The 12,998-nt window shown below is 70.3% G+C and carries 7 protein-coding genes; 2 read left to right on the top strand and 5 right to left on the bottom strand.

Annotation, left to right across the window (positions count from 1 at the left end):
• Positions 1-164 precede the first annotated feature (164 nt).
• The 3 genes from ACTOQ1_RS04880 to ACTOQ1_RS04890 form a co-directional block, all read right to left on the bottom strand.
• Positions 165-3,002, bottom strand: coding sequence for a vitamin B12-dependent ribonucleotide reductase (locus ACTOQ1_RS04880; RefSeq protein WP_440064706.1), 2,838 nt, complete (start codon positions 3,000-3,002; stop codon positions 165-167).
• 84 nt (positions 3,003-3,086) lie between these two features.
• The gene (gene nrdR, locus ACTOQ1_RS04885) at positions 3,087-3,548 is read right to left on the bottom strand and encodes a transcriptional regulator NrdR (RefSeq protein ID WP_362682135.1); all 462 of its coding nucleotides are present in this window, start codon (positions 3,546-3,548) and stop codon (positions 3,087-3,089) included.
• Between the two features lie 453 nt (positions 3,549-4,001).
• Positions 4,002-4,268 carry a LysM peptidoglycan-binding domain-containing protein gene (locus ACTOQ1_RS04890; RefSeq protein ID WP_440064707.1) on the bottom strand — a complete coding sequence of 89 codons (267 nt, stop codon included), beginning with the start codon at positions 4,266-4,268 and terminating at the stop codon, positions 4,002-4,004.
• A gap of 748 nt (positions 4,269-5,016) precedes the next feature.
• Here ACTOQ1_RS04890 and lexA point away from each other — a divergent pair.
• Positions 5,017-5,727, top strand: coding sequence for a transcriptional repressor LexA (gene lexA / locus ACTOQ1_RS04895; protein WP_350975199.1), 711 nt, complete (start codon positions 5,017-5,019; stop codon positions 5,725-5,727).
• A gap of 221 nt (positions 5,728-5,948) precedes the next feature.
• On the opposite strand, the gene leuS is transcribed toward lexA, so the two are convergent.
• The gene (leuS, locus tag ACTOQ1_RS04900) at positions 5,949-8,417 is read right to left on the bottom strand and encodes a leucine--tRNA ligase (protein ID WP_440064786.1); all 2,469 of its coding nucleotides are present in this window, start codon (positions 8,415-8,417) and stop codon (positions 5,949-5,951) included.
• Between the two features lie 550 nt (positions 8,418-8,967).
• Here leuS and ACTOQ1_RS04905 point away from each other — a divergent pair.
• On the top strand, positions 8,968-11,562 hold the full coding sequence (locus ACTOQ1_RS04905; protein ID WP_440064708.1) for a hypothetical protein: 2,595 nt from the start codon (positions 8,968-8,970) through the stop codon (positions 11,560-11,562).
• A gap of 34 nt (positions 11,563-11,596) precedes the next feature.
• Here ACTOQ1_RS04905 and ACTOQ1_RS04910 read toward each other — a convergent pair whose 3' ends face one another.
• Complete coding sequence (locus tag ACTOQ1_RS04910; RefSeq protein WP_440064709.1) at positions 11,597-12,871, bottom strand: cytochrome P450; 1,275 nt, start codon at positions 12,869-12,871, stop codon at positions 11,597-11,599.
• Positions 12,872-12,998 lie beyond the last annotated feature (127 nt).

The raw sequence follows: 12,998 nt of genomic DNA on the forward strand, positions 1-12,998 counted from the left end.
GAGCCCTTCCGGAGGCGCGGCCCAAGCGCCCCGCCGCCCCCGAGCGACCATGTCAGGCTGCCCCGGAAACGCCTGAAGGAGGCCGGATGCGATTCCGGCCCCCTTCGTCACCGGGCACTACGCGGATTCAGCAGCTCCGCCCGGCACTACCTTTCCGCCCGGGATTAGCTGCAGCCGCTGGTGGAGCCGCAGCCCTCGCAGACGTAGCAGCTGCCGGCCGGGCGCATCTTGGTGCCGCAGGTCATGCAGAGCGGCGCGTCGGCGGTGCGGCCCTGGTGGGACTCCAGGGAGCCGGTGCGGCGCGGGGTCTCCACGGGTACCGCCTCGGGGCGGGACTGCGGCTCCTCGACGGGGGCCGGCTCGATGGGGGCCGAGGTGGCGAGTTCGGCGATGACCTCGTCGGTGTGGATCGGGGCCGGGTCCTCACCGCGCTGCTGGGCGGCGCGCTCGGAGGCGGAGAAGATCCCGAGGGCCGCGCGGTCGTCGTAGGGCAGGTGGTCCAGGGCCAGACGGCGGAAGATGTAGTCCATCACCGAGGCGGCGATGCGGACGTCCGGGTCGTCGGTCATGCCGGCCGGGTCGAAACGCATGTTGACGAACTTGCCGACGTACGTCTCCAGCGGCACCCCGTACTGCAGGCCGATGGAGATGGCCACCGAGAACGCGTCCATGACGCCCGCGAGGGTCGAGCCCTGCTTGGACATCTTCAGGAAGACCTCACCGAGGCCGTCGTCGGGGTAGGACGAGGCGGTCATGTAGCCCTTGGCGCCTCCCACGGTGAAGCGGGTGGTGGTGCTGGGGCGCTGGTTCGGCATCCGGCGCCGGGTCGGGCGGCTGATCTCCACGACCTGGATCGCCGGCTCGGCGGGCGTCTCCTTCTCCTCGGTCTTCTTGCCCGAGGCCGAGAGGGGCTGGCCGACCTTGCAGTTGTCGCGGTAGACGGCCAGGGCCTTCAGGCCGAGCTTCCAGCCCTCCATGTAGACCTGCTCGATGTCCTCGATCGTCGCGGACTCGGGAAGGTTGACCGTCTTGGAGATGGCTCCGGACAGGAACGGCTGGGCCGCGGCCATCATGCGGACGTGGCCCATCGGGGCGATCGCGCGCTCGCCCATGGCGCAGTCGAACACCTCGTAGTGCTCGCGCCGCAGGCCGGGGGCGTCGACGACGTGGCCGTGCTCGGCGATGAACTCGACGATCGCCTCGACCTGCTCCTCCTGGTAGCCCAGCCGCCGCAGCGCGCGGGGGATCGTCTGGTTGACGATCTGCATGGAGCCGCCGCCGACGAGCTTCTTGAACTTGACCAGGGCGAGGTCGGGCTCGATGCCGGTGGTGTCGCAGTCCATCATCAGGCCGATGGTGCCGGTCGGGGCGAGGAGCGAGGCCTGGGCGTTGCGGTAGCCGTTCCTGTCGCCGAGCCGCAGGCACTCGTTCCACTGCCTGGAGGCCTCGCGGTGGATGGCCCCGTCGATCTCGTCGAACGTGCGCAGGGCGTCGTTCGCGTCGTTGTGCTTGCGCATGACCCGCTTGTGCGCGTCGGCGTTGCGGGCGTAGCCGTCGTACGGGCCCACGACCGCGGCCAGTTCGGCGCTGCGGCGGTAGGAGACGCCGGTCATCAGCGAGGTGATGGCCCCGGCGACCGCCCGGCCGCCGTCGGAGTCGTAGGCGTGGCCGGTGGCCATGAGCAGCGCGCCGAGGTTGGCGTAGCCGATGCCCAGCTGGCGGTAGGCGCGGGTGGTCTCGTCGATCTTCTCGGTCGGGAAGTCGGCGAAGGTGATGGAGACGTCCATCGCGGTGATGACCAGCTCAGTGATCTTCACGAAGTTCGCGATGTCGAAGGTGTCGTCGTCCTTCAGGAACTTCAGCAGGTTGATGCTCGCCAGGTTGCACGAGGAGTTGTCCAGGTGCAGGTATTCCGAGCAGGGGTTGCTGGCGGTGATGCGGCCCGTCTCCGGGCTGGTGTGCCAGTCGTTGATCGTGTCGTCGTACTGGAGGCCGGGGTCGGCGCACTCCCACGCGGCCTTGGCCATCTTGCGGAACAGCTCTCTGGCGTCGATCTTCTCGATGACCTCGCCGGTGAGGCGGGCGCGCAGGCCGAACTCCTCGCCGTTCTCCACCGCGCGCATGAACTCGTCGGAGACGCGCACGGAGTTGTTGGCGTTCTGGTACTGGACGGAGACGATGTCCTTGCCGCCCAGGTCCATGTCGAACCCGGCGTCGCGGAGGGCGCGGATCTTGTCCTCCTCGCGTGCCTTGGTCTCGACGAACTCCTCGATGTCGGGGTGGTCGACGTCGAGGACGACCATCTTGGCGGCGCGGCGGGTGGCGCCCCCGGACTTGATGGTGCCCGCGGAGGCGTCGGCGCCGCGCATGAAGGAGACCGGGCCGCTGGCGGTGCCGCCGCTGGAGAGCAGTTCCTTGGAGGAACGGATCCGGGAGAGGTTGACGCCGGAGCCCGAACCTCCCTTGAAGATCACGCCCTCTTCCTTGTACCAGTCGAGGATCGACTCCATCTGGTCGTCGACGGCCAGGATGAAGCAGGCGCTGACCTGCTGCGGCGACGCGGTGCCGACGTTGAACCAGACGGGCGAGTTGAAGCTGAAGACCTGGTTGACCAGAGCGTGCTTGAGCTCGTGGTCGAAGATCTCGGCGTCCTCGTCACTGGCGAAGTAGCCGTGCTCGACCGCCGTGCGCGTGTAGACGCCCACCACCCGGTCGACCAGCTGCTTGAGGCTCCACTCCCGCTGCGGGGTGCCGACCGCGCCGCGGAAGTACTTGGTGGTCACGATGTTGGCGGCGTTCACCGACCACGACTGGGGGAACTCGACGCCGCGCTGCTCGAAGTTGATCGAGCCGTCGCGCCAGTTGGTCATGACGACGTCACGGCGCTCCCAGGTCAGCTCGTCATAGGGATGCACGCCTGGCGTGGTGAAGATGCGCTTCATCTTCAGGCCCTTGCGAGGCCTCTTGCCCCCACGTGTCACCGCGCCGACAGTCTCCGTCATGACTTCCCCCTCCTGGGGCTCCGTAGAACCCTCGAATCGGACCACACCAACGCGCCGCCTCACCCCCGGCGCCCGGGGTCTGCATCAGTCCTGCTCGGTGGAGCGCTCCGCCCGGAGCCGCTCGATCTCCGCCTCGAAGTCGGCCAGGGTCTCGAACCCCCGGTAGACGGAGGCGAACCGCAGGTACGCCACCTCGTCCAGCTCGCGGAGCGGACCCAGGATGGCCAGCCCGACCTCGTGAGCCGCGATCTCGGCGCACCCGGTGGCCCGGATGCTCTCCTCGACCCGCTGGCCCAGCTGCGCCAGGGAGTCCTCGCTGACGGACCGCCCCTGGCAGGCCCGCCGGACCCCGGCGATCACCTTGTCCCTGAAGAACGGCTCCGTCACACCGCTGCGCTTGCTCACCATGAGCAGGACGGTCTCCTGCGTGGTGAACCTGCGCCCGCATTCGGAGCACGTGCGCCTGCGGCGGATGGCCCCGCCGTCCTCGGTGGCCCGGCTGTCGATGACTCGCGTGTCGAGATGGCGACAGAACGGACAATGCACGCGTGTCGCCTCCTTGACTACCGAAGCGGCCGACCCACTTCACCTACCCACCACGCGCACGCCCAGACGCTCGCGCACACACCTTCGAATAGTCGAGGTGCGGTAATGGAAACACAATCTGTGGTGAAGGGTTGCGATGCAGCCACTAGATGTTGTGGTCCAACCGTAGAAGTGCGCGACCATGAACGCAAGTTGAAACGACCTTGCCGGACGAAGTCGCTGATCAGCCGTCACATCCCGGCGTGTCGCCACCCGGGCGAGACCCCTCTCGTCCCGGGCGCCCCTTCCCTCACACACGCCCCGGGCGATCTGTCAGGCGAGACGCCCCGCACTCCCTCCCCCCGCCCGCCGACCGCCCTCTCGGACCCCTCCCCCACGTACGCCGCCACCCCTCCCCCACCTCGGGGACCCCACATCGAGAACCCGCCTCGGGGGACAGGCCCTCCCGGGGTCTCAGCGGAGGAGGCCCTCGGGGAGATAGAGCCGGGTCCCCGGCCGGACCGTCGAGCCGGACAGCCCGTTGAGGTCCATGACACGACGGACCGTCGGGCCGGCGTCGGCCTCCTCCGTCAACGCGTCCGCGATCTCCCACAGCGTGTCGCCCGCGTGCACCGTGATCCGGGGAAGGCCCTCGAGGTCCGGTCGCCCGCCCGCCGAGGCCATGTCGATGCGCCCGCCGATCCAGAGCACCCCCAGGGTGAGGAGCGCGAGCACCGTCACCGCCACAATCCTTCCACGCCTGGTGAGCCGGAGTGGCCGCCGGACGGGCGCCGGACGGGCGACGCCGGAACGGCGGGCCCGCACCACGGGCGCCACCGCCGATCCCGGCGCCCTCCTCGGCCCGGATCCGCTCCCGAGCCCCCGCTCCGGCTCACGGCCAGGCCTCCGGCCCGGCTCGCGACCGGGTCGCCGTCTCCGCTCACGCCCGGACGGCCGCCCGGACTCCGGGCCGGACCCCTGCCCCGGTTCGCGCCCGGACAGCCGCTCGGCCCCCTGCCCGGATCCCTGCCCGGACGCCCGCTCGGGCCCCTGCCCGGACCTCCGTCCCGACCCACGGCCGGGACGCGGCCCCGGCCCCGGCCCCGACACCGGCGCCGACCCCCGCCCGGATCCCGCCTCAGAACTTCGCTCGGCCTCCGGCTCCGGCTCCGGTCGCGGGGGCGGCACGAGCCGCAGGCGCGGCGCCTCCGGCGATCGCCGCGCCGCCCGGGATGCCGGCGCGGTCCTGGATCGCGGTGTCGTCGTGGTCGGTTTCATGGTGACCCCCATCCCCTCGACCTGGCCGAACACATGTCGAAGAAAGATCGGCGAATCGAACACGATGTCGATCGAACTCCCGTACGATGTTGTACACCACGGCGTCGCCGATTTCGAGGACATTCGAACAATTGTTTGAATATGATCTTCGGCCGAGGTATGGTCGCTGTGTGCGACGCGTTAAATACAGACCGGGAGGCGAGGAGTTCGTATGAGCCAGCACAACGAGAACGGTTCGGCCGCCAGCGACCTGGCGGTGCGAAGGCGTGACTCCCTTGGCCTCACCCCCAGGCAGCGGAAGATCCTTGAGGTGATCCGCGATTCCGTGCAGCAGCGCGGCTACCCGCCGTCCATGCGGGAGATCGGTGAGGCGGTGCAGCTCACCAGCACCTCCAGCGTGTCGCACCAGCTGACGGCTTTGCAGCGCAAGGGCTACCTGCGGCGTGATCCGCACCGCCCCCGCGCCCTGGAGGTCCGCCTTCCCGGCGAGCCCGTGCTGTGGGTGGACCCCGACTCCGGCGAGGACGAGGCCCCGGTCAGCCGCCCGACCGCCGCCTACGTCCCCCTGGTGGGCCGGATCGCCGCCGGTGGTCCCATCCTCGCCGAGGAGAGCATCGAGGACGTCTTCGCCCTGCCCAAGCAGCTTGTCGGCGAGGGCACCCTCTTCCTCCTCCAGGTGACCGGTGACTCGATGATCGAGGCCGCCATCGCCAACGGTGACTGGGTGGTCGTACGCCAGCAGCCGGTCGCCGACAACGGCGACGTGGTCGCGGCGATGATCGACGGCGAGGCCACGGTCAAGACCTTCAAGCGCAGAGACGGCCATGTCTGGCTGGTCCCGCACAACCCCAACTACGACCCGATCCCGGGTGACGAGGCCACCGTGCTCGGCAAGGTCGTGGCGGTCCTCCGCAAGCTCTGACGCGACCGCGAGCTCTGAAGCGAGCGTTCCGGGGCGAGCTCCGGACCGTTCTTCTCCGCGTCTGCTGAGCGAGCTTCGAAACACGTCGTTCCGGCGCGAGTTCCACACCACGCGCCTCCGGCCTCCGCGCGACACGCCGGAGGACGCGCGACACGCCGGATGGGTGGCGTCCCGATGTCGGGACACCACCCATCCGGCGTTCTCAGAGCTTCCCCGGCCGCCTAGGGAACGATGTTGACCAGCTTGGGCGCGCGGACGATCACCTTTCGCGGCGCTCCGGGCAGGAAGGACCGGACCTTCTCCGACGCCAGGGCCAGCGCCTCCAGGTCCGCCTCGGAGATCTCCGGGGAGACCTCCAGCCGGTCGCGCACCTTGCCCGCGACCTGGACGACGCAGGTGACCGACTCCTGGACCAGCAGTGCCGGGTCGGCGACCGGCCAGCCCGCGGTGGCGACCGAGGCGGAGTGTCCCAGCCGCTCCCAGCCCTCCTCCGCCGCGTACGGCGCGACCAGGGACAGCATGACCGCCAGGGTCTCGGCGGCCTCCCTGACCGCCGGGTCGGCCGCGCCGGGCCCGGAGTCGATGGCCTTGCGGGCCGCGCTCGTCAGCTCCATCATGCGGGCCACCGCGACGTTGAAGCGGTGGGAGTCGACCAGCTTGGTGACCTCGTCGACGGTGTGGTGGACGACCTTGCGCAGGTTCAGGTCTCCGGCGGTGACGTCCACCCCGGGTGCCGAGGCCGCGCCGGCCTCGGTCATCACCCGGAACGCGCGGGCCAGGAACTTCTGCGACGCCGCCGGGGAGACGTCGGCCCAGTCGATGTCCTCCTCGGGCGGCCCGGCGAAGACGACGGTCAGCCTGACCGCGTCGACACCGTAGGCGTCGATCTGCTGGCCCAGGTCGACGCCGTTGCCCAGCGACTTGGACATCGCCTTGCCCTGGTTGATGACCTGCCCCTGGTTCAGCAGGCGGGTGAAGGGCTCGACGAAGTCGATCATTCCCATGTCGTGCAGGACCTTGGTGAAGAACCTGGCGTACAGCAGGTGCAGCACGGCGTGCTCCACGCCGCCGACGTACTGGTCGATCGGGCCCCACTTGCGGACGCGCTCGACGTCGAACGGGCCGTTCTCGTACGCCGGGTCGACGTAGCGCAGGAAGTACCACGAGGAGTCGACGAAGGTGTCCATCGTGTCGGTGTCGCGCCTGGCCGGGCCGCCGCACTTGGGACAGGAGACGTTGACCCAATCCTCGGCCGAGGCCAGCGGGGAGACGCCCTTGGGTGCCAGTGCCTCGCCGCGCATGTCGGGCAGGGTGACGGGCAACTGGTCGTCGGGGACGGGGACCTCGCCGCAGTCGGCGCAGTGGATGATCGGGATCGGGCAACCCCAGAAGCGCTGGCGCGACAGCAGCCAGTCGCGCAGCCGGAAGTTGACCGTGAACCGCCCGGTGCCCCGCTCGCCCAGCACCTCGATGATCTTCCGGATCGCCTCGGCCTTGGCCAGGCCGTCCAGCGGGCCGGAGTTGACCATCGCGCCGTCACCGGAGGTGGCGACGCCGGTCTCGCCCGGATCGGCCAGGCCGGTGTGCACGACCACCCGTACCGGCAGGTCGAAGGCGCGGGCGAAGTCCAGGTCGCGCTGGTCGTGCGCGGGCACGGCCATGATGGCGCCGTGGCCGTAGTCGGACAGCACGTAGTCGGCCGCCCAGACCGGCATGCGCTCGCCGCTGACCGGGTTGACGGCGTACCGGCCCAGGAAGACGCCGGTCTTCTCCTTCTCGGTGGACAGCCGGTCGATGTCCGACAACTTCGACACGCTGGTCCGGTACGCCTCGAAGGCCTCGCGCCGGTCGTCGGTGACGATCTCCTCGGCCAGCGCCGCGTCCGGGGCGACCACGAAGAAGGTCGCGCCGTACAGGGTGTCGGGGCGGGTCGTGTAGACGGTGACCGGCTCGTCGCGACCCTCGATCACGAAGTCGACGTCGGCGCCCTCCGAGCGGCCGATCCAGTTGCGCTGCATGGCCAGCACGCGCTCTGGCCAGTTGCCCTCCAGCTGGGCCATGTCGTTCAGCAGCCGGTCGGCGTATTCAGTGATCTTGAAATACCACTGCGTCAGCTCCCGGCGGACGACCTCGGTCCCGCAGCGCTCACACCTGCCGTCCTTGACCTGCTCGTTGGCCAGCACGGTCTGGTCGTTCGGGCACCAGTTGACCAGGCCGCCCTTGCGGTAGGCCAGGCCGCGCTCGAAGAAGCGGTTGAACAGCCACTGGGTCCACTTGTAGTACGAGGTGTCGCTGGTGTGCAGGCGGCGGGACCAGTCGAAGGAGATCCCGTAGCGCTTGTAGGAGCCGGCCTGGGTCTCGATGTTGGCGTAGGTCCACTCCGCCGGGTGCGCGTTGCGCTTGATCGCGGCGTTCTCGGCGGGCAGGCCGAAGGAGTCCCAGCCGACGGGGTGCAGCACGTTGTAGCCGCGCTGGACCCAGTAGCGGGAGATGACGTCGCCCAGGGCGAACGCCTCGGCGTGCCCCATGTGCAGGTCGCCCGAGGGGTAGGAGAACATGTCGAGCATGTAGCGCCGCTCACGCGGGTCGGCGGGGTCGTCGGAGGCCCGGAAGGGGTCCAGTTCCTCCCACCTGCGCTGCCACTTGACCTGCAGGGCCTGCGGGTCATAGTGCTGCTCGTCGCTCTGCATGTCGGCTCGCTCGCTCACGTCGGTTTCCTCGGGGTGTGTCTGCGTGGATGGTCTGACCCGTCCGGCCCAATGCAAAAACCCCCCGCTCACGCGGAGGGCAGCCGCATCGGCAGGGCGCTCAGGGACGGGAAAGCCGATGCGGCCCGATAAGCAGGGTCGCGGCACGCATAGACCAAGACTATCGCAGCCCGCAAGGCGTATTCATGGCCAGGGAAAACAGGGCCGATCGCGGCAAGCGGGGGACAGGATCCGGCCAGGTCGGCAGAATGGGGTTCCCGTACTCGCGGGGCAACGAGACCCGATGGCTATGCGCCTGTTGTGACCTCGTATGTCTCTCACGTTTACTCTTCTAACCGTGGCACATTCAGCAGAGCCGGGGCAGGGCCCGGATCCGATGGAGGTCGGCCTGCCGATGCAGGATCCACCGACCGACCCCACCGGACTCCAGTTCAGGGGGGCGTTCTCCGGTTTCCCTGCGAGCCCCCCCGTCTCACGTGAGACCATGCCCAATACGCCTAATTCGGGCACCCGCGCGGGAGGTAAGGAAAGCATGGCCTCGGAGCAGTCCAGCCAGTCCCACCTGCCTTCGGCATGGCCGGAGGCTGCCGAGCCGTCGCCCTCGTGGACGAACGACCCCCTCGGTACCGGCCCTCGGCTCCCCCGCCCGCAGGACGAGTCGCAGGGCGGCAACGGCTCCTCGTGGCAGAACTCACCCGGCGGCGAGGGGCAGCGTCCCGCCGCCTCCCCGGCGGATTCTCCCGGCGGCCGGCCTCAGAGCCCCCCGCCCCACGACGACGGCCGCACGCAGCGCCCGCAGGCCGACGGCTGGGCGCAGGCGACCAGCCCCCAGGACAACGGCTGGGCACAGGCGTCGAACCCCCGGAGCGACAGCTGGTCGGGGGCTTTCAGCCCGCGCAACGACGGATGGGCGCAGGCGACCGCTCCCCAGGGTGACGGCTGGTCCCAGGCCTCCGGCCCGCAGGGATCAGGCGCACAGGGATCAAACGCTCAAGGCGACGGCTGGGCGCAGGCCTCCGGCCCGCAGGGCGCCGACGGCTCGCACCAGACCTCCCCCGGCAACGGATGGCCGCAAGCCACCTCCGCGCAGGACGGCTGGGCGCAGGCGTCCAGCCCGCGCAACGACGGATGGGCGCAGGCGACCGCTCCCCAGGGTGACGGCTGGTCCCAGGCCTCCGGCCCGCAGGGATCAGGCGCACAGGGATCAAACGCTCAAGGCGACGGCTGGGCGCAGGCCTCCGGCCCGCAGGGCGCCGACGGCTCGCACCAGACCTCCCCCGGCAACGGATGGCCGCAAGCCACCTCCGCGCAGGACGGCTGGGCGCAGGCCTCGGGTCCGCAGGCCGACGGCGACGGCCAGCACTCGTCCTCCCCGAACAACGGATGGCCGCAGTCCACGCCGCCACAGGACGGCAACGCCCAGCCCACCTCCGCCCTCCAGACCGGCTCTTCCAACGGCTGGGCGCAGGCCGGCGCACCGACCAACGACGGCCGGCCCGGCGCCACGCCCCACGACGACGGCCGTGCGCAGAGCCCGCAGGCCGACGGCTGGGCGCAGGCGACCAGCCCGCAGAACAACGGCTGGGCACAGGCGTCGAGCCCGCAGGGGGACGCGCGCCGGCAGGGTCCCGGTGCACCGGCGGGCGAGACGTGGCAGGCCACCGCGCCGGGAGCCGACGCCCCCGCCTGGCCTCCCGCACAGCCGACGGAGAACGGCGGGTGGCCGTCCTCATCCGCGCCGGCGGAGAACGCCCCCTGGCCCCCCGCGGCCCCGGCGGGCGGTGGCGCGTGGCCGCCGGTCCCCTCCTCGGGGAACGCGGGTCTCGCCGAGGCGCAGACCTCGGCGTTCTCCGCCTCCTGGGCGGGCACCGACGCTCCGGCCGTTCCGTTCGGGAACGGCCATCCCGGCACCGCTCAGGGAAACGCCCAGGGAAACGCCCAGGGCGGCCCTTCCGGCGTCGCCCCCGGTGGTCCCCCCTTCGGGGGCGCCTCACCTGAGGCCGGCGCCCCGAACGGCACCCCGAACGGCGACGGCACCGGGAACGCGCGGCGCAGCTACGGCGTGCCGGACACCCCCGCCATGTGGGCCCAGGCCGCGAACGCGGCGGCCTCCGGCGCACCCGCCCCCCAGGCCCCCGTTCACCCCGGAGCCGGTCCCGGGCCGTCCCAGCCCCAGCCCGGCCACCCGGGCCAGCCCGGACAGGGAGGTCACCCCGGCCAGCCTGGGCATCCGGGCCAGCCCGGCCATCACCTGAGCCGCGACCCCTCCGACCCGAACAAGCCGTTCGTCACCGCGGGCCAGATCAGCGGCCCGAAGACACCTCCGCCCGAGCGCCAGCAGGAGCTGTGGAACACGGTCTTCGGCGACAACTACCAGGCCATCGAGGACGAGGACGAACTCGGGGAGCGGGGACGGCCGGTCTGGATCTTCGCGCTGGCCGGGTCCGTGGTCATCGCGCTGCTCGGCGCGGTGCTCTGGGCGTTCCTGGCCGGACCGCTGGCAGGCGGCGAGGAGATCCCCTCCGATCCCAAGCCCTCCGCGGCGGCCACCAAGAAACCGGCCAAGCCCGCCGCCATCGGCCGCCTGCCACGCTTCACCGGTGAGGCGTCGCCGGTGGCGGGCACGCTCACCGACCAGCAGGCGGGGATCACCCTGGCACGGCTCGGCGCCCCCTGGCGGCAGGACCAGCGTCCCGGCATGCCCGCCTCCTACGGCTTCACGACCCGCCAGTATCTCCCGGCGGGTACGGACTCCACGGGCAAGACCCAGTTCGCGCAGCTGATGTCGGGCCCGCTCTCCCCGCGCCTGAAGAGCAAGTACACCTCGCCGGAGAACCTCGCACCGGTGATCAACGCGGTGGCCTCCAGCGGGCGCAACAAGTTCTTCCCCGAGGGCAACACCGCCCGCAAGACCGCCCAGCAGACCCTGTCGGTGAACGGCCTGCCCGGCCAGCTCGCGGCGTACGAGATCACCTCGGGCGACTCGAAGACGACCATGGTCGTGGCGGCGGTGAGCACCGGCGCCGACCTGCCCTCGGTCGTCTACATGTCGGTGCCGGACAGCAGGAAGGAATTGCTCCCCGACATCAACACCGTCTTCAAGTCGATCCGCGCGGTGGGGCAGTGACCACCCCGTAGGGATTCCCGAAAGCCGCGAACGCTTAGAAGGTGCACTCCATCCGCTTGATCCCGTTGATGAAGCTGGAGTGGAGCCGTTCGGGAGCGCCTCCCTCGATCCGCGGGACGCGACGGAGCAACTCGCGGAACATGACGGTGATCTCTCGGCGGGCGAGGTGGGCGCCCAGGCAGAAGTGCGGTCCCGGGCCGCCGAAGCCGATGTGGGGGTTGGGACTGCGGGTGATGTCGAAGCGGAGCGGGTCGGTGAAGACGCTCTCGTCGCGGTTGGCGGCCCAGTAGTAGAACACGACCTTCTCCCCCGCGCGGTAGAGGTGGCCGTTCATCTCGTGGTCGCGGGTGACCTTTCTGCGCATGTAGTTGACCGGTGAGGCGAGGCGGACGACCTCCTCGACGGCACCGGGCAGGCGCCCGTCGAGGTCCTGGAGCAGCAGCTCCCGCTGGCCCGGATGCTCGGTGAACAGGCGCAGGCCGTGGGAGATGGCGTTGCGGGTGGTCTCGTTGCCCGCCACCACCAGCAGGATGAAGAACGAGCCGAGCTCCTGCACCGTCAGCTTCTCACCGTCGATGTTGGCGTTGACCAGCGACGAGGTGAGGTCGGTCGTGGGATGTTCCGCCCGGTGCGCGGCGAGGTCCTGGACGAGCTGCTGGAGCTCCATCCCTGCGGTCAGCAGCCTCTCCGCGACGGTGTTCATGTCGAGGCCGACGTACTCGGGGTCGAACCCTCCGAGGATGATGTTGGATCTGTCGAAGACAGCGCGGTAGTCCGTCTCCGGTATCCCCATCATGTCGCAGATGATCTTCAGGGGCAGCTTGGCCGCCACCTCGGTCACGAAGTCACAGCCGGACCCCTTCGCGATCAGATCGTCCACGATCCGCACGGCCGCGGCGTCGACGTCGGCCTCGAACTGCTTGATCATCTTCGGGGTGAACGCCCGGGACACGATCCTGCGCAGCCGCGCGTGCCGGGGATCGTCCATATTGATCATCGAACCGAAGTACTCGGCGAACTCGGCGGGCATGTCGAGGATGTTGGTGGCCCCGCCGTCTCCCGAGCAGAACACCTCGGGAGTGCGGCTGGCCTCCAGGATGTCGGCGTGCTTGACCAGCGCGTGGTAGCCGGGCCCTCGCGGGATCAGCGGGTTCTCCATCTCCTGGTAGAAAACCGGACGCTCCAGCTCCCTCAGGAGCCGGAAAGCATGCTCCCGCTCCGGCATGGGCCTGGACCAGAAGTCGTGGTCCGACAGGTCGAAGTCGCGGGCGGAGACGATCGGCTTCCGCTCGGCTGGCGTCACGCTCATGGCGCCCATCCTTTGGGAAAGCAAACGCTTGCGTCAATGCGAGCCCCTCGGCGGCTCCCGGAATTCGGGAAAGCGAACGCTCACGTCAACGCGACGTCCCCGGGCGGCGCACGGAGGTCGCGGTCGA

It is taken from the genome of Streptosporangium sp. OZ121, from assembly GCF_051918885.1.
Taxonomy (GTDB): domain Bacteria; phylum Actinomycetota; class Actinomycetes; order Streptosporangiales; family Streptosporangiaceae; genus Streptosporangium.

Bases quoted from the DNA above. Each gene is read 5' to 3' on its own strand.
- ACTOQ1_RS04880 (WP_440064706.1), bottom strand. From the start codon at position 3,002: ATGACGGAGACTGTCGGCGCGGTGACACGTGGGGGCAAGAGGCCTCGC.
- lexA (WP_350975199.1), top strand. From the start codon at position 5,017: ATGAGCCAGCACAACGAGAACGGTTCGGCCGCCAGCGACCTGGCGGTG.
- leuS (WP_440064786.1), bottom strand. From the start codon at position 8,417: ATGCAGAGCGACGAGCAGCACTATGACCCGCAGGCCCTGCAGGTCAAG.
- ACTOQ1_RS04905 (WP_440064708.1), top strand. From the start codon at position 8,968: ATGGCCTCGGAGCAGTCCAGCCAGTCCCACCTGCCTTCGGCATGGCCG.
- ACTOQ1_RS04910 (WP_440064709.1), bottom strand. From the start codon at position 12,871: ATGAGCGTGACGCCAGCCGAGCGGAAGCCGATCGTCTCCGCCCGCGAC.